We start from the raw sequence: 17,381 nt of genomic DNA, 5'->3' as shown, positions 1-17,381 counted from the left end.
CGAGAAACGTAGAACTCGGAAAGTTCTGAAAAAATCTGCATCACGCCGTGGCGGCCTGCAATACCTGGGGGTTGGGGTGAAAAAAAACATGCTCCAACACCGGCCCCACTGCCACTTCACCGATTTCCTCATAGCCCTGGCGTTTATAAAACTCCAGGTAACGCGAATTGCCCGTGTCGAGCACCACGCCGGAAGAATGTGGGTCTTCGGCGCACCAGTTATGCACCGCCTGCAACAACTGCTCACCGTAATGCTTGCCCTGGAACTGCGGATGAATCCCCAGCAGCGGCAGCATATGCACCGACTCGCTGGGCAAGCACGCCAGCACGGCATGGTGATAATCCAGATAACGCCGCGTGCCGCGCACCCCGGTGCTCAGCCACATGCGCAATTGCCAGGCCCAGCTTTCGGTGATTCCCAGGCGCCGTTGCGGCGGCGCAATCAGCGCGATGCCGATCAGACGGTCATTCACAAACAGGCCAATGGCCGGCAGCTTCTGGAAGAAGTGCTGCTTGACCAGCTCACGCACGGTGGCGCGCACCCGCTGTTCATAGCCGGGACGCTCGGCCTCAAAGATATAGGCGAATGTCGGTTCGTGGCGGTAAGCCTGGTACAACAGGGAACGGGCTTCGCGGGAATAGCCGCTGTTGAGCACACGGATGTCGGCGATGGCAGTCGAAGTCTCAGGCATACAATCAATCTCAGTGGGCGCCACTCAAAGGATGGCGTTCTTATGGGTACGAACCTACGCAGCACCAGTCGTTCCCAGACATTAGCAGCGCATCTGCCCTACCGCCACGCTGGCCCCCGTCTGACTTGTCGGCTAGCATCGCCCTTTTTGCCAAGACCGGACTGCCGACCATGAAAATCGTCTCCTTCAATATCAACGGGCTGCGCGCCCGCCCTCATCAGTTGGCGGCGCTGATTGAAAAGCATCAACCGGATGTGATCGGCCTGCAGGAAACCAAGGTCCACGACGACCAGTTCCCCCTCGCTGAAGTGCAAGCCCTTGGCTATCACGTGTATTACCACGGGCAGAAAGGCCACTACGGCGTGGCCCTGCTGTCGCGTCAGCCAGCGTTGAGCGTGCATAAAGGCTTTGCCAGCGATGAAGAAGACGCCCAGCGCCGCTTTATCTGGGGCACCTTTGCCGACGAGAACGGCCAGCCGGTCACCATCATGAATGGCTACTTCCCCCAAGGCGAAAGCCGCGACCACCCCACTAAATTTCCGGCCAAGCAGCGCTTCTACGAAGACCTGCAGCAATTGCTGGAAAGCCAGTTCAGCAACGACCAGGCGCTGGTGGTGATGGGCGACGTGAATATTTCCCCGGAAGATTGCGACATCGGCATCGGCGCCGACAACGCCAAACGTTGGCTCAAGACCGGCAAATGCAGCTTCCTGCCCGAGGAGCGCGAGTGGATGGCGCGCCTGAAAAACTGGGGCCTGGTGGACAGTTTCCGGCACCTGAACCCGGACGTGAGCGACCGTTTCAGCTGGTTCGACTACCGCAGCCGCGGCTTTGAAGATGAGCCCAAGCGCGGCCTGCGCATCGACGTGATCATGGCCTCCACGGGCTTGCTGCATCGGGTCAAGGATGCGGGGGTGGATTACGAATTGCGTGGTTTGGAAAAACCCTCGGACCATGCGCCGATCTGGCTTGAATTGAGCTGACGGGTTGTCGGGCTTGATCAGATCTGGGCGTGTCCGCCAGTCAGTCATATTTATGCAACCTGACTGACTTAATCTCGCGGCACTCCCTTTGGCTTGAGAAGGTGCCGGCATGACGCTGCGCGTTCTGTTCCTGTTGTGTTGCCTATTGCCCCTCGCCGCCGTGGCCGCTCCACTGCCTGTTCCCGATCATGGCCCAGCCTTGCGCATCCAAGGTTCCAACACCATTGGCGCGGCATTGGGCCCGGCACTGGTCAAGGGGTTGATGGCGCAGCAGGGTTTGCAAGACGTACACAGCGAGCCGGCCGACGGAGCCAATGAACAGCGGATCGTCGGCAAAACGCGCCAAGGCAAGACGGTGACCGTCGAGGTGGCGGCCCATGGTTCCAGCACCGGTTTTGCAGCGCTTAAAAAAACCAGCGCGGACCTGGCAGCTTCGTCCCGTCCCATCAAGGACAGCGAACTGGTGGACCTCGAACCCCTGGGCGACCTGAAAAGCCCCGACGCCGAACAGGTGATCGCCATCGATGGCCTGGCCATCATCCTTAACCCGCGCAACCCGCTGACGACGTTGAACACCGTGCAACTGGCACAGATCTTCAACGGCGAGATCAGCACCTGGGAGGCGCTGGGCGGGGTCGGCGGGCCGATCCATGTGTATGCGCGGGATGACCAGTCGGGCACCTACGATACCTTCAAGGAGCTGGTACTGCGCCTGCGCGGTAAGCCGTTGGTGGCGAGCGCCCAGCGTTTCGAATCCAGCGAGCAGTTGTCCGACGCGGTCAGCGGCGATCCCCAAGGCATCGGCTTTATCGGCCTGCCCTACGTGCGCCAGGCCAAGGCGGTGGCGGTTGTCGACGGTGACTCGCAACCGATGCTGCCGTTGAACAGCCTGATCGCCACCGAGGATTACCCGCTGTCACGCCGTTTGTACTTTTACTTGCCACCGTCGAACCGCAACCCCTGGGCCGATGCGCTGGTGGACTTTACCCAGAGCCCCAAGGGCCAGGCGATCGTGGCGGCCAACGGCTTTATCGCGCAGCAGGTGCAAGCCATGGCCGTGACACCGCGCCCCACGATGCCCGACGACTACCAGGCAATAGCCCGCGACGCCCAGCGCTTGAGCGTGAATTTTCGCTTCGAAGAAGGCAGCGCCAGCCTCGACAACAAGGCACGCCAGGACCTGCAACGGGTGGTGGCGTACCTGAAACGTCACGACAAGCTCAATAAGCAGGTCACGCTGGTGGGCTTTGGCGACGCCAAGAATGACCCGCAACGCGCAGCATTACTGTCCAAGCTGCGTGCCATGGCGGTGCGGCGAGAGCTGGTTCGCAGCGGCGTGGTGCTGCGCGATATCCGTGGGTTCGGGGCGCAGATGCCAGTAGCGGCGAATACGGCGGATGAGGGGCGGATCAAGAATCGGCGGGTGGAGGTGTGGGTGTACTGAGGCTTGGGTGTTGGGTTGTTGGCACTGGCCTTATCGGGGGCAAGCCCCCTCCCACACTGACTGGAAGCACACGATCACAGGTGGGAGGGGGCTTGCCCCCGATGCAGGCGCTGCGGTGTCACTGCCCGCCGCGCATCAACTCCCGAGGCACGTACTTGCCGATCTCGAACTTGCCGATCGCCGCGCGGTGCACTTCGTCCGGGCCGTCGGCCAGGCGCAGGGTGCGCTGCATGGCGTACATGTAGGCCAAGGGGAAGTCGTTGGACACCCCGGCACCGCCGTGGATCTGGATCGCGCGGTCGATCACCTTCAGGGCGACGTTCGGCGCCACTACTTTGATCTGGGCGATTTCGCTTTTTGCCACTTTGTTACCCACGGTGTCCATCATGTACGCCGCCTTCAGGGTCAGCAGGCGCGCCATGTCGATTTCCATGCGTGAGTCGGCGATCTTGTCGATATTGCCGCCCAACCGCGCCAACGGTTTGCCGAAAGCGGTACGGCTGACCGAGCGCTTGCACATCAATTCCAGCGCGCGCTCGGCCATACCGATCGAGCGCATGCAGTGGTGGATACGGCCAGGGCCAAGGCGCCCCTGGGCAATCTCGAAGCCACGCCCTTCACCCAACAATACGTTTTCATAAGGTACGCGCACGTTGTCGAACAGCACTTCGGCATGGCCGTGGGGCGCGTCGTCGTAACCGAACACCGGCAGCGGCCGCAGGATTTTCACCCCGGGGGTATCCACCGGCACCAGGATCATCGAGTGCTGCTGGTGACGCGGCGCATCGGGGTTGCTCAGGCCCATAAAGATCAGGATTTTGCAGCGTGGATCGCAGGCGCCGGAAGTCCACCATTTCTTGCCGTTGATCACCCACTCGTCGCCCTGGCGTTCGGCGCGGGCGGCCATGTTGGTGGCGTCCGAGGAAGCCACGTCCGGTTCGGTCATGGCGAATGCCGAGCGGATCTCGCCGCGCAGCAGTGGTTCAAGCCAGCGCTGTTTCTGTTCGGCATTGGCATAGCGCACCAGCACTTCCATATTGCCAGTATCCGGCGCCGAGCAGTTGAACGGCTCCGGCCCCAGCAGCGAACGGCCCATGATTTCCGCCAAGGGCGCGTATTCGAGGTTGGTCAGGCCAGCGCCCAGTTCGGACTCGGGCAAGAACAAATTCCACAGGCCCTCGGCTTTAGCTTTGGCTTTGAGTTCTTCCATGATCGCAGTGGGCTGCCAACGGTCGCCTTCGCTGACCTGGCGTTCAAACACCGGCTCGGCGGGGTAAACGTAAGCGTCCATGAACGCAGTGACGCGTTCACGCAGTTCCTGAACCTTGGGCGAATAGGCGAAATCCATGAGCAGCTCCCTTCTTGGAGAGGTTGTTTAGGTCATGCAATCGATGCTAGAACAGCGTTGATAATTTACCTAGCCTATTCTCGGCGTGTATTAACATTCATCACCGATATATGATCGGCGTATGAGCACCTAACAATAAGAGCGCAACGAAATGAATCTGAGCAAGGTCGACCTCAACCTCTTCATCGTCTTTGACGCGATCTACACCGAAGCCAACCTGACCCGCGCCGGGCAGATTGTCGGCATCACCCAACCGGCGGTGTCCAACGCTCTGGCCCGTCTGCGCGAGACCTTCAACGACCCGCTGTTCGTGCGCACCGCCCAAGGCATGGTGCCCACGCCGATGGCGCAGAACATCATCGGCCCGGTGCGCAACGCGCTGTCGCTGCTGCGGGTGTCGGTGCAGGAAAGCCGCATCTTCAACCCGCAACAGGCGGCCAAAACCTACCGCATCAGCATGACCGACCTTACCGAGGCGGTGATCCTGCCGCCGCTGTTCCAGCGCCTGCGCCGCCTGGCGCCCACGGTGGTGATCGAGAGTTTCCTCTCCAAGCGCCGCGAAACCACCAAGGAACTGGCCGCCGGGCGCCTGGACTTTGCCGTGGACGCGCCGCTCAATACCGACCCGCAGGTACGTCACGTCAAGCTGATGGAGGACCGCTACGTCTGCGCCATGCGCAAGGGCCACCCGATGGCGGGCAAGGACAAATTCACCTTGGACGATTACCTGTCGCTGACCCATATCCATATCTCCAGCCGTCGCAACGGTCTGGGCCACGTCGACCTGGCGCTGGGCAAAATGGGCATCCAGCGCAAGATCGCCCTGCGCTCCCAGCATTACCTGATGGCCTCGCAAGTGCTGCAGCAGACCGACATGGTGATGACCGTGCCCGAGCGCTTTGCCCGACGCCATGAACTGCACTGGTTCAACTTGCCGGTGAACGACGTACCGCCGGTGGAAACCCACTTGTACTGGCACGAAAGCACCGACCAAGACCCGGCCAACCGCTGGATGCGCGAGCAGATGATCGAGCTGTGCCAACAAGTCACCGCCCACGAAAAGAAGCTCGACAAACAACAAGCTTGAGCGCCCCTCCCGTGCAATGGACTACCAAGGAGCCCTTTGTGGGAGGGGGCTCGCCCCCGATGGTCCGCGCAGCGGACCTTGACGTTCACGTCAACCTACCTTTAGCTTAGCGCCAGAACTTTCTTGAGCGCCGCCATGAGCACTACCTACAGTATTTCCGACCTCGCCCGCGAGCTGGATATCACCACCCGCGCCATCCGTTTCTATGAAGAACAGGGCCTGCTGGCCCCTGAGCGGCGTGGTCAGGAACGCATTTACAGCGCGCGGGACAAGGTCAGCCTTAAGCTGATCCTGCGCGGCAAGCGCATCGGCTTTTCCCTGGCCGAGTGCCGCGAATTGATCGAACTCTATGACCCCAGCAGCGGCAACCACATCCAGCTCAACAGCATGCTGGCCAAGATCGCCGAGCGCCGTGAGCAGTTGGAACAGCAACTGCTGGATATCGAACAGATGAAGCTGGAACTGGACACCGCCGAAGAGCGTTGCACCCAGGCCCTGGCCCAAACCATGCGCCAGGCCGGCGATTGATCAGAAGGTGACCGCCATGACCCTCCCCTCCCACGTCCGCCTGGTTGAAGTCGGCCCGCGCGACGGTTTGCAGAACGAAGCCAACCCCATCAGCGTCGCGGACAAGGTTCAATTGGTCGACGCCCTCAGCGCCGCCGGCTTGAGCTATATCGAAGTCGGCAGTTTTGTTTCGCCCAAGTGGGTGCCGCAAATGGCCGGCTCCGCCGAAGTGTTCGCCCAGATCCAGCGCAAACCCGGCGTGACCTATGGCGCATTGGCACCGAACCTGCGCGGTTTCGAAGACGCGCTGGCCGCCGGGGTCAAGGAAGTGGCGGTGTTCGCGGCCGCGTCCGAGGCGTTTTCCCAGCGCAATATCAACTGTTCCATCAACGAAAGCCTGGAACGTTTCGCGCCCATCATGGCCGCAGCCCAGCAACACGGGGTCAGTGTGCGCGGCTATGTGTCCTGTGTATTGGGCTGCCCCTATGAAGGCGAGATCGCCGCCGAACAGGTAGCGGTAGTGGCGCGGGAGTTGTATGCCATGGGCTGTTATGAAGTGTCGTTGGGCGACACTATCGGCACCGGCACGGCGGGCGCCACCCGCCGCCTGTTTGAAGTGGTCGGCGCGCAGGTGCCACGGGACAAGTTGGCCGGGCATTTCCACGACACCTATGGCCAGGCCATCGCCAATGTGTACGCCGGGCTGCTGGAAGGTATCCAGGTGTTCGACAGCTCTATTGCCGGGCTTGGCGGCTGCCCGTATGCCAAGGGCGCCAGCGGTAACGTCGCGACCGAAGACGTGCTGTACCTGCTCAATGGCCTGGGCATTCACACCGGGGTCGACTTGGACGCCTTGATCCTCGCAGGCCGGCAGATCAGCCAGGTGCTGGGGCGCCCCAGCGGTTCGCGGGTGGCCAAGGCGCGTAACGCCGTGTGAGTAGCACGCCTGTGACAATGTGTTACCCAAGCCCTACACATCGAGTAACACGGGAACATATTTTGTCGTATTTGCCCCCGGTCATTTCCTACACAAAAATCAACTCCTTGATTTTAAAGATATTTTAAAAGTTGGCACGGCTTCTGCTATCTCTATGGCATAACAAGAATAAAAAGCGCCAAACCTAATAAAAATAAGACGAAACGACTCTGACATAACAAAAACAACACGGCAGAGACGCAGCTAACAGATTTTTTTGGAGAAGATGTGCTTCGCAGGGTACGGCGTGCCGAGACCCGCAACCGGATAGAGAAAAATAAAACTACCTTCAGGTAGCTACCCACTGGTTGGATCGCTTGCGAAGAAGCAGATCAGCGCTCAAAAAAATACGTTTGCTCTTGATCCCGGATGGGGATCGCCAAAAACAGCGGTAAAGGGTAACGGTTGCCAAAAACAACAATAGACCGCCCCTCAATAATAAAAAAAGAGCAGGCAACGCACATTAAAGGGGACCTTCGGGTCCCCTTCGTGTTATGGGCGTTCGGCGCCTCACACTGACGTGCCTTCGGTGGCCATGAAATTGTTCAGCACCTTTCGAGTCAGGCGCTGCAATGCCTGTGTTTGCTCTTGCTGTCGCGCCGCCGCCAGTTGCTTGAGTTCCCCGTCGAAGAACGCACTGGGCATGGCGCCATCGACCAGAATGTCGTCTTTGCTTTTGCCCAACAGGCGCGCCAGCCTGTCGACCGCCGCGTCATGACGGCTCTGCCAGTCCGCTTGCGCCGCCAGGTCCGCCCCCGTGTCTTGCTCGCCTTGCACATCCGAAAGCTCGAACAACGCCGAGCTTTTTTCCTCGATCAATTCAATACCCGGGCCCATCAATGCCTGGAGCTCCTGCGGGTATCGGCTGCGCAGGTGTTTCTCCCAGAATTCGCGTCCCACGAAAAAAGCGCTCTCGTCAGCGGTAACACTTTCGTTCCTGAGCACTTGCCGATAAGCACTGTCGAGGGCTTGCTGGCTCACATTGGACTGCTGGGGAAACAGCATTTCACGGGTGTTTATCGGCAGCCCCAGCCTGTCCGCCAGCCCGATCCGGTAGGCCAGGATCACTTCGACCTGCTCGGTAAAACCCGGCCCGCGAGAAGCAACGTCCTGTTCAGCCACGGCGTCCACCAGCGTCAGACGGAACAACTGGCGGGCGATGCTGATCAGTGAGCCTTCGCTGTCCGCTTCCCCCGCCTGCTCAAGCGCCTTCAACGCCAACAGCTCACTCTCAAGGTTCATGAACTCCACCGTACTGCCATCCCCGCAGGTGACACGATCATCGGCGATGCCAAACAGCGACTCGCGAATGGCCTGGCTTTGACTGGCGGCCTCCAACAAGTCCCACACCCGCTGGGTCAACGCGGCGCGGGTGACCGGCGAGGCGTATTCGGCGCTGCGGGTAGTGTCGGCCAGGACCGTGAACAGGGCGGCCGAATCAGGGCAAGCCTTCACGTCGTCCCACAGCCGGGCGCGGTGCGTCTGTTCGGCGGCAGGCACCTCTCGCAACCACAGGGTCCGAGCCTCGTCCAACGTGACGTGGTCGGCCCACTGCGCCGGGTCCACCGGTGCCTCCAGGCCAAGGCGTTCGCGGGTGGCCGCCGACAGCGGGTTCTCATGCACGTTGATCCGGTCCAAGTGCTGATACGCATAGTCGGGCAAGGTTGTGATCCGGTTCGAGTGCAGGTCGATCCTGGCCAAGGACGTCAATTGCTCAGCCCCCGCCGGAAAGGTCGTGGTGCCGGTGTCGGCCAGATAAAGTTGATTGAGGCTGCGCATGCCCCGCAGATCGGCGGTCCAGCCCAAGCGGCGATTGTCGGACAGATCGAGGATTTTCAGGTCTCGCATCCCTTCGAGGCGCGCACGACTGGCGTCGGTCAGTTGCAGGTCATTGCGACTCAGGTTGAGCTTGGTCAGCCCCGCCCCGCCATGGGTGAACTCCGGCAGTTGCGTGAGGTTGTTTTCGCGCATATTCAGCCAGCGCAGGCGGCCGAATGCGTTGAGAAAGGGGAGCGACTCGTCCGACAGTCCCATTCGACCTAAATCCAGGCTGCCCACATGATCCATATTCGTCGTTATCGGCGGCAGTTCACCCACCAGTTCGTCCGATAGATCCAGAATGTGGCCAATCGGTGTTTGATCCGCCGCATACGCTTGCGGCGACTGGCGCTGCCACGCGGCCATAATCGTCCCCGCGACCCTGCGACGAATGCGGCCGTGACCCGGCTCTGCGTCCTGATGCCAGGCGTCCAGCGTCTGCTTCAACTGGTTGTATTCCTCTTCGAGGCTGCTGAGGCGGGCTAGAACCTGGGCATCAGTCAAGCCTTGAAGCCCATACAGGGCTTCGACTTCTTCAAGTGACTTCGACGGGTACAGATACATGGCTTTCATGGTGCAGATAAACGGCCGCCGCCCCGCGCCTCCAACTGGGCTGAGCGGGTACCCAAACCGCCCGTCCGCCAGGCGCATAGGCGACTTGAACCCCGGTTTGATGGCTTGCAAGCCAAGGGCCTGGCGCGTGCCCTCTTCGCTCAAGGGCTGTTGTGCGAGCTGCTCCTTCAACGCCTGGGTGGAGGCTTTCAGTTGCCGCCAATCCGTGCGCCCGCTGTAACCCACCCGCCAGAGCGCGGTGTAGAAAGCATCTTTGTCCGAGCGCCAATACTCCAGATCATCGGGACCGCTGAACAGCTTCCACTCGTTGAGGCTGATGCGCACGAGGCGTAACTGCCTGGGCGCGTCAGCACGCCCGACGCGGTCCAACAGTTCACCGTCATAGGTGTCAGCGCGTAACTCAAGACCCACGCCGTCAAGACGACCCGGCAGCGTCGCCAGCTTGTGCAGCGCCAGACGCACACTGTCCGGGGTGAGTTCGTTATCGAACAATAGATCGGTATGGGCGCGCAGGGCTCGGACCCTCTGCCCATAGCGGCGCGCCTCTTCAGCCAAACGCAACGGCACACGGGAGGTTTCGCCCATACGCGCCAACTCCTGGTCGGTGGCGTGGGCCAACAGGTCTTCGGCGATCAGTTTGGGCAAGCCTGGAAAGTCGCGCTGGAGCAGTTGCACGTTCGCCTCACTGGACACGTCCCCGGCCGCGATTTCAAGGCCAAACAACCTGGCTTTGCTGTCCTGCGCCAACTCGCGCAATCGGTCGCGGTAACGCAGCGCCCTCGCCTGGGGTGTGCGCTGCTCGCTCATCATGCGTTCAACCAAGCGATCCGCGTAGGCCTTATCGGCGGCCGTCGCCAGAAAGTCGGAATCAATTCTGCCGGTCAGCATCAGTTCATAACGCAGCGCTCGCTCGACGGCCGGCTCGTCCAACAGGTGCCGGATCTGCTCTTCGCTCAATTGGCTCAGCAGCGACGGCAGAATCACGCCGTCCCGGGTCGCCGCTTGGGCCAGATCGAGCTTGACCACCTGACTGCGTTGGGCGACTGCGGCCGAACGCCAGACGATATCGCCGTCGGCATCCAAGGCGACCAGCACCCTGGATTCAGGCCACTTGCCGCTGTCGAGCAATAACCTCATTTGCAAGCTCCAGTCGACACGCCCAAAGACGGCAGGGTCGGTGCTGCTCAGGCGATGAATGAAGCCTTGGTAGCGACGGGCAGATTCGAAGCGCCGTAGCGCTTCTCTGAACAGCGGCGGCGGCAATTGCTGATCGACATAAACCCGGCGCAATTGCTCATCCGTGACCCCACTCAGCGCTCGGACCTGCTCCAATTGAGCGTCGCTGAAAGCGTCGACGCTGGGGCCGAGACGTCGCAACAGGGTCTTGCGATCCCACGTCAGGGGTTGTTCGAATTCATGCACCCAGGCACCCGCCCCGTTGTGGCGTACCCTGGGCCAGTAACGGGCGTCGCCATCCGGGTGGACGAGCCTGAAATCTCCCTCGGCGATGGCTTGCACCTTGTAGTGACCGCCGTGGGTCGACGGCAGGTACGTGGCGCCTTGATGCTCATACAAGCCCAGGCTGTTCGGCTTCAGCTCAGCGGGCAGGCTGATCGAGTGGGTGTACCGCGTCGGATCGAAGTCAAACAAACGGCTGCGCCCGCCGAAGTCGACATGCACCAGACGCTTGATAAAAGCGGTCTCTTTGAACGCTGCCAGCGCGGCGGGCACCGCCAGCCCCGCCAAGTTCAGACCCACCGCCGAGAAGTGCGCCCAGACCGCACGCGCATCGCCCTCGGACCACGCCTGTATGCCTTCTGCCACGTCGTCGACCATTTGCACCGCCGCAACTATCAGCATCACTTCGCCAAGGTACGGCACCACGAATGCCGCCACGTTCAGCACATCCAGTATTTTTTTGCCCCACGACCACAGCCAGGCTTTCTCGGCATGGTCCGTGGCCTCTTGCGTGGACACGGCGCTCGCCTGAGCGTTTTCCATGATCGAGCGAACCCGCTGTTGCGCGCTGTCGATCCACACGTCACGCCAAGGCGGTGCGTAGGTGCCCTGGCGGTGAAGCCGGGCTTTGAGCGCCGGATCGAAGTTCTGCGTGGCGGTGTAAACCTCGTCGGGGTCCAGTAGTGCCTTGAGTTTGGTAAAGAACATTTCTTGCCGGGAAAGCGGGACGAACTGACTGAAGAAGGTACGGTAGTCAGCACGGCACAGGCGCGTGGTCAGGTGGTCGACGAAGGCGGTGAGGTTGTCGTAAGCCTTGAGCGGGTGCAGCGGATCACCGGGGATGTAGACCATGCACGGTCGCGGCAGGATCGTGGCATTTCGCGGATGGGGCTGCCACACCACCGGCCCGATGATCAGCACCTGCTCGATCACGACCGTGCACAACTGCAAGGGCGAAAAGCTGACGTCATCCTCTGCCCATTTGTGCCCGGTCTGTTGAGTCAGAATCGCCTGGATCAAGCGATGGTCCTGGGGCTGGATATGGCCCTGCATCAGGGCAATTTCGGCGGCCAATTCCAACTGATTGCGGTGCGCGGTGATCAACGTGCTGTACAGCTTGCCGGTCAGGGCGCCGGGGGGCTTGGCCAGAATCGGGGCATTGATAATGCCGCGCACATGCTCGTAGTACGACTGCCCCAGGTCCAGCGTTCGGCACAGGGCGGCAAACTCGTGGGCTTTGATCGACAGTTTGAACGACTTGACACTCGCGGGTGCATGCTTCTTTGCGCTGGAATATTGGTGAAAGTTATAGCGGGTGATCAAACGACAATCCAAGCAGATCGGCTTGCTTGCGTCGTCCTCGGTGAAATTCATCAAGGCCGCTTCAAGCAGGCTGACACCCTTGTAGAAATACAGCGGCGACGACGCTGACGACACGGTGGTGGTCGACAGTTCTTCCGAATCGGTGCTGCACGATCTCTGCTCCATCTTGCGTGCGTAGAACACGCTCGTGACGTCGAGGCGCAGGCCGAACTTCTCTTCAATGGCCGCCACCAGCAAGGGTTCGGCATAGTCGGCGGGGCTTTTGAGTTGGCCGAACCATTGATCCAGCTGGTTTAACGAAGTCCGGCTGCGGTCGTGGACCGCCTTCAATCGGTCTTTCGCTGTTGAGTCGGCGTTGGTGTACCAGGGCGGGATAACCAGCTTGAGGTTGGCCAATTCGGTCTTGCGCCCTGCCAGCGCATCGGTATACCAAACGGGGGTGTTGTCCTGGATGGGCCCCACATGGGGGCTTGGATCATCGACATCGGGCAGGGCAAGCGGATCAGTGAGCAGATCGGTCATGGGCATCGCCTTCGAGTAGCGGAATAATCCGCCACTCTAGGCAGCTGGCGCAGGCCGAACGCGGTAGCCCAGCACCCCGTTTCAGCGCTCGGTGCTCAACTCCTGGAGGCTGATCTCGCGCATGCGAAACTTCTGGATCTTGCCCGTGACGGTCATCGGAAACTCATCCACGAACTTGAAGTGCTTAGGCGTCTTGAAGTGCGCAATGCGACCCTTGCACCAGCCCTGCAAATCCAGCTCATCGGTCGCGTGGCCCGGGTGGAGTTTGATCCAGGCGACGATTTCTTCGCCGTAGCGCGCATCCGGAATGCCGATCACCTGCACATCGGCCACCGCCGGGTGGGTGAAGAAAAACTCCTCCAACTCGCGCGGGTACACGTTTTCGCCGCCGCGAATGATCATGTCCTTATTGCGTCCAGCGATGCGCACATAGCCGTGCTCATCCATGCTTGCCAGATCGCCGGTGTGCATCCAGCCGGCCTCGTCGATGGCCTCGCGGGTTGCCTCGGGATTATTCCAGTAGCCGAGCATGACGCTGTAGCCTCGGGTGCACAGCTCGCCGATTTCACCGCGCGCGACGGTGTTGCCATCGATGTCGATGATCTTGGTTTCCAACTGCGGTTGGGTGCGGCCGACGGTGGTGACCCGGCGCTCCAGATCATCCTGTGGCCCGGTCTGCAAGGACACTGGGCTAGTTTCGGTCATACCGTAGGCGATCTGCACTTCGCCCATGTGCAACTCGCTGATCACGCGGCGCATCACTTCGATGGGGCACGTGGCGCCGGCCATGATGCCGGTGCGCAGGCTGGACAGCTCGAACTCACCGCGCCGCGGGTGATCAAGCAGCGCGATAAACATGGTGGGCACGCCATACAGGCCGGTGGCGCGTTCTTCGGCGACGGCGCTGAGGGTCAGCAATGGGTCGAAGCCGTCGTTCGGGTAGATCATGGCGGTGCCATGGGTGATACAGCCCAGGTTGCCCATCACCATGCCAAAGCAGTGATACAGCGGCACCGGGATCACCAAGCGATCTTGGGCGGTCAGGCCCAGGCTCTCACCGACCATGTAGCCGTTATTAAGAATATTGTGATGACTGAGCGTGGCGCCCTTGGGGAACCCGGTGGTGCCGGAGGTGTACTGGATATTAACGGCTTGATCGAAGTGCAGGCTGGCCTGGCGCTGGTGCAGTTGCTCGGGCGTTACCTCGGCGCCGAGGGCGGCCAGCGTCGACCAGGGCATAAAGCCTGCCGGCGGGCTGGGATCGAGGCTGATGATGCCGCGCAGGTCGGGTTGCAGTTCCTGGAGCATTCCGTGGTAATCGGAACCCTTGAACGCCCCGGCGCACACCAGCCACTGACAACCGGACTGTCTGAGCACGTAGTCCAGCTCGCTGGTGCGGTACGCCGGGTTGATATTGACCAGGATCACGCCGAGCTTGGCGCTGGCAATCTGGCTGATCAACCACTCGGCGCAGTTCGGCGCCCAGATGCCCAAGCGGTCGCCGGTTTGCAGGCCCAAGGCGAGGAAGGCGCGGGCGTGCAGGTCGACGGTATCGGCCAGTTGCCGCCAGGTATAACGCCGTGACTGATGGCGCACCACCAGCGCTTCGCCATCGGGGAATTGCGCCACTGTGTGATCGAAGGCCTGGCCGATGGTCATGGCCAGTAAGGTCTTGTCCTGGGAGCCACGGCTGTAGCTCTGATGCGGTTGATCCATAACGACCCCTGTTATCTTTTTTGTAAGTTGACGTAAACGTAAACTACGATTGACAGCGTCACAACGCAAGCTTACGTTAACGTAAAGGTGAGCGCCCTCCCCTGGCGCGCCGACCACACAACAACAAAGCTCACATTAAGGTGCCTGTCCATGAGTTACCCGTCCCTGAACTTCGCCCTCGGCGAAACCATCGACATGCTGCGCGACCAGGTGCAGTCCTTCGTGGCCAAAGAGATCGCACCGCGCGCGGCGCAAATCGACAGCGACAACCTGTTCCCCGCCGACCTGTGGCGCAAATTCGGGGACATGGGCCTGCTCGGCATCACCGTGCCGGAAGAGTACGGCGGCGCCGGCCTGGGTTACCTGGCGCATGTGGTGGCCATGGAAGAAATCAGCCGAGGCTCGGCATCGGTGGCGTTGTCCTACGGCGCTCACTCCAATCTCTGTGTGAATCAGATCAACCGCAACGGTAACCACGCACAGAAGCTCAAGTACCTGCCCCAACTGATCAGCGGCGAACACGTCGGCGCCTTGGCCATGAGCGAGCCGAACGCCGGCTCCGATGTGGTCTCGATGAAGCTGCGCGCCGACAAGCGCGGCGACCACTATGTGCTCAACGGCAGCAAGACCTGGATCACCAACGGTCCCGATGCCAACACCTATGTGATTTACGCCAAGACTGACTTGGAAAAAGGCCCACACGGCATCACCGCGTTTATTGTCGAGCGCGACTGGAAGGGCTTCAGCCGCAGCAACAAGTTCGACAAATTGGGCATGCGCGGCTCCAACACCTGCGAGCTGTTTTTCGATGACGTCGAAGTGCCCGAAGACAACATCCTCGGCGCGCTCAACGGCGGCGTGAAAGTGCTGATGAGCGGCCTGGACTATGAGCGCGTGGTGCTCTCCGGCGGCCCCACCGGGATCATGCAGGCGTGCATGGACCTGATCGTGCCGTACATCCACGACCGCAAGCAGTTCGGCCAAAGCATCGGCGAGTTCCAGTTGATCCAGGGCAAAGTCGCCGATATGTACACCCAACTCAACGCCAGCCGCGCCTACCTGTATGCGGTGGCCCAGGCTTGCGAACGTGGCGAGACCACCCGCAAGGACGCCGCCGGGGTGATCCTCTACAGCGCCGAACGGGCCACGCAAATGGCCCTGGATGCGATCCAGATTCTCGGCGGCAACGGCTACATCAACGAATTCCCCGCCGGGCGCCTGTTGCGCGATGCCAAGCTGTACGAAATCGGCGCCGGCACCAGTGAAATCCGGCGGATGCTGATCGGTCGCGAACTGTTCAACGAAACTCGCTGAGGGCACGCGCCATGGCCACCTTGCACACCCAGCTCAACCCGCGCTCGGCGGAGTTCGCCGCCAACAGCGCGGCGATGCGCCAACAGGTCGCCGCCCTGCACACTCTACTCGCTCACGTGCAGCAAGGCGGCGGTGCCAAGGCTCAAGAGCGGCACACCTCACGGGGCAAACTGTTGCCGCGCGAACGCATCAATCGCCTGCTCGATCCGGGCTCGCCGTTTCTTGAACTCAGCCAACTCGCCGCCTATCAGGTTTACGGCGAAGACGTGCCCGCGGCCGGCGTCATCGCCGGAATCGGTCGCGTCGAAGGCGTGGAGTGCATGATTGTGGCCAACGACGCCACGGTCAAAGGCGGTTCCTACTACCCGCTGACCGTGAAAAAACACCTACGCGCCCAGACCATCGCAGAGCAGAATCGCCTGCCGTGCATCTATCTGGTGGACTCCGGCGGTGCCAACCTGCCGCGTCAGGACGAGGTGTTTCCCGACCGCGAACACTTCGGGCGGATCTTTTTCAACCAAGCCAATATGAGCGCCCAAGGCATCCCGCAGATTGCCGTGGTGATGGGCTCATGCACCGCCGGCGGCGCCTATGTGCCGGCCATGGCCGACGAAGCCATCATGGTGCGCCAGCAGGCCACGATCTTTCTGGCCGGCCCGCCGTTGGTGAAGGCCGCCACCGGGGAAGTGGTCAGCGCCGAAGACCTTGGCGGCGCGGATGTGCATTGCAAAATCTCGGGCGTGGCCGACCACTATGCCGACAGCGATGAACACGCCCTGGCCCTGGCCCGCCGCAGCGTGGCCAACCTCAATTGGCACAAACAGGGCCAGTTGCTGCAACGTACGCCGGTGGCACCGCTGTACAGCGGCGAAGAGTTGTACGGCGTGATTCCAGCCGACCCCAAACAGCCGTTCGACGTACGCGAAGTGATCGCGCGACTGGTGGACGGTTCGGTGTTCGATGAGTTCAAGGCGCTGTTCGGCACCACGCTGGTGTGCGGTTTCGCCCATCTGCACGGCTACCCGATTGCGATCCTGGCCAATAACGGAATCCTGTTCGCCGAAGCCGCGCAGAAAGGCGCGCACTTTATCGAACTGGCCTGTCAGCGCGGCATCCCCCTGCTGTTCCTGCAGAACATCACCGGCTTTATGGTCGGCCAGAAATACGAGGCCGGCGGCATTGCCAAGCACGGCGCCAAACTGGTGACGGCAGTGGCCTGCGCCAAGGTGCCCAAATTCACCGTGATCATCGGCGGCAGCTTTGGCGCCGGTAACTACGGCATGTGCGGTCGCGCCTATGACCCGCGCTTTTTGTGGATGTGGCCGAACGCGCGCATCGGCGTGATGGGCGCCGAACAGGCGGCCGGCGTGCTGGTGCAGGTCAAGCGCGAGCAGGCCGAACGCGCGGGCGCCGGGTTCAGCGCCGAGGAGGAAGCGGCGATCAAGCAGCCGATCCTCGACCAGTACGAAACCCAGGGGCACCCCTACTATTCCAGCGCGCGCCTGTGGGATGACGGCGTGATCGATCCGTTGCAGACCCGCGACGTGCTGGCCCTGGCCCTGTCCGCGGCCTTGAACGCCCCCATCGAGCCGAGCCGCTTCGGCGTGTTCCGCATGTAAAT

At 61.4% G+C, this 17,381-nt stretch carries 11 protein-coding genes; 7 read left to right on the top strand and 4 right to left on the bottom strand.

The window, feature by feature from the left end; genetic code table 11:
• Positions 1–40: 40 nt before the first annotated feature.
• Positions 41–691 (bottom strand): N-acetyltransferase, encoded by a 651-nt coding sequence (locus K1567_RS00425; protein ID WP_034098795.1) that lies wholly within the window; start codon positions 689–691, stop codon positions 41–43.
• Positions 692–861: 170 nt separating this feature from the next.
• Between K1567_RS00425 and xthA the strand changes: the two genes are divergently transcribed.
• Both xthA and K1567_RS00415 read left to right on the top strand, forming a co-directional pair.
• Entirely contained in the window at positions 862–1,674 is an 813-nt protein-coding gene (xthA, locus tag K1567_RS00420) for an exodeoxyribonuclease III (RefSeq protein ID WP_034098797.1), read from the top strand.
• Between the two features lie 109 nt (positions 1,675–1,783).
• A complete protein-coding gene (locus K1567_RS00415) occupies positions 1,784–3,118 on the top strand; it encodes a substrate-binding domain-containing protein (protein ID WP_040268751.1) in 1,335 nt (444 codons plus the stop codon).
• 118 nt (positions 3,119–3,236) lie between these two features.
• Here the strand turns inward: K1567_RS00415 and K1567_RS00410 are convergent, their stop codons facing one another.
• A complete protein-coding gene (locus K1567_RS00410; RefSeq protein ID WP_034114234.1) occupies positions 3,237–4,466 on the bottom strand; it encodes an acyl-CoA dehydrogenase in 1,230 nt (409 codons plus the stop codon).
• A 151-nt stretch (positions 4,467–4,617) separates the two neighbouring features.
• Between K1567_RS00410 and K1567_RS00405 the strand changes: the two genes are divergently transcribed.
• From K1567_RS00405 to K1567_RS00395, 3 genes are all read left to right on the top strand, one after another.
• Entirely contained in the window at positions 4,618–5,553 is a 936-nt protein-coding gene (locus tag K1567_RS00405; protein ID WP_034098802.1) for a LysR family transcriptional regulator, read from the top strand.
• A 135-nt stretch (positions 5,554–5,688) separates the two neighbouring features.
• Positions 5,689–6,081, top strand: a complete 393-nt coding sequence (locus K1567_RS00400; protein WP_034098804.1) for a MerR family DNA-binding transcriptional regulator — start codon at positions 5,689–5,691, stop codon at positions 6,079–6,081.
• Positions 6,082–6,097: 16 nt separating this feature from the next.
• Positions 6,098–6,997: a hydroxymethylglutaryl-CoA lyase gene (locus K1567_RS00395; protein WP_220697999.1), complete on the top strand. Its 900-nt coding sequence runs from the start codon at positions 6,098–6,100 to the stop codon at positions 6,995–6,997.
• A gap of 549 nt (positions 6,998–7,546) precedes the next feature.
• On the opposite strand, the gene K1567_RS00390 is transcribed toward K1567_RS00395, so the two are convergent.
• Both K1567_RS00390 and K1567_RS00385 read right to left on the bottom strand, forming a co-directional pair.
• Positions 7,547–12,730: an NEL-type E3 ubiquitin ligase domain-containing protein gene (locus K1567_RS00390; RefSeq protein ID WP_220697998.1), complete on the bottom strand. Its 5,184-nt coding sequence runs from the start codon at positions 12,728–12,730 to the stop codon at positions 7,547–7,549.
• An 81-nt stretch (positions 12,731–12,811) separates the two neighbouring features.
• Positions 12,812–14,446: an AMP-binding protein gene (locus K1567_RS00385; RefSeq protein WP_169868481.1), complete on the bottom strand. Its 1,635-nt coding sequence runs from the start codon at positions 14,444–14,446 to the stop codon at positions 12,812–12,814.
• Between the two features lie 150 nt (positions 14,447–14,596).
• On the opposite strand from K1567_RS00385, the gene K1567_RS00380 reads away from it, so the two are divergent.
• Entirely contained in the window at positions 14,597–15,760 is a 1,164-nt protein-coding gene (locus tag K1567_RS00380; RefSeq protein WP_220697997.1) for an isovaleryl-CoA dehydrogenase, read from the top strand.
• Between the two features lie 11 nt (positions 15,761–15,771).
• On the top strand, positions 15,772–17,379 hold the full coding sequence (locus K1567_RS00375) for a carboxyl transferase domain-containing protein (protein ID WP_220697996.1): 1,608 nt from the start codon (positions 15,772–15,774) through the stop codon (positions 17,377–17,379).
• Positions 17,380–17,381 lie beyond the last annotated feature (2 nt).

It is taken from the genome of Pseudomonas sp. S5F11 (assembly GCF_019641515.1).
Lineage (GTDB): Bacteria > Pseudomonadota > Gammaproteobacteria > Pseudomonadales > Pseudomonadaceae > Aquipseudomonas > Aquipseudomonas rhodesiae.
Note: the sequence above shows the minus strand (reverse complement) of the source record. Positions and strands in the feature narration are given on the sequence as shown.

Bases quoted from the DNA above. Each gene is read 5' to 3' on its own strand.
- K1567_RS00415 (WP_040268751.1), top strand. From the start codon at position 1,784: ATGACGCTGCGCGTTCTGTTCCTGTTGTGTTGCCTATTGCCCCTCGCC.
- K1567_RS00385 (WP_169868481.1), bottom strand. From the start codon at position 14,446: ATGGATCAACCGCATCAGAGCTACAGCCGTGGCTCCCAGGACAAGACC.
- xthA (WP_034098797.1), top strand. From the start codon at position 862: ATGAAAATCGTCTCCTTCAATATCAACGGGCTGCGCGCCCGCCCTCAT.
- K1567_RS00425 (WP_034098795.1), bottom strand. From the start codon at position 691: ATGCCTGAGACTTCGACTGCCATCGCCGACATCCGTGTGCTCAACAGC.
- K1567_RS00400 (WP_034098804.1), top strand. From the start codon at position 5,689: ATGAGCACTACCTACAGTATTTCCGACCTCGCCCGCGAGCTGGATATC.
- K1567_RS00390 (WP_220697998.1), bottom strand. From the start codon at position 12,730: ATGACCGATCTGCTCACTGATCCGCTTGCCCTGCCCGATGTCGATGAT.
- K1567_RS00380 (WP_220697997.1), top strand. From the start codon at position 14,597: ATGAGTTACCCGTCCCTGAACTTCGCCCTCGGCGAAACCATCGACATG.
- K1567_RS00405 (WP_034098802.1), top strand. From the start codon at position 4,618: ATGAATCTGAGCAAGGTCGACCTCAACCTCTTCATCGTCTTTGACGCG.
- K1567_RS00410 (WP_034114234.1), bottom strand. From the start codon at position 4,466: ATGGATTTCGCCTATTCGCCCAAGGTTCAGGAACTGCGTGAACGCGTC.
- K1567_RS00395 (WP_220697999.1), top strand. From the start codon at position 6,098: ATGACCCTCCCCTCCCACGTCCGCCTGGTTGAAGTCGGCCCGCGCGAC.
- K1567_RS00375 (WP_220697996.1), top strand. From the start codon at position 15,772: ATGGCCACCTTGCACACCCAGCTCAACCCGCGCTCGGCGGAGTTCGCC.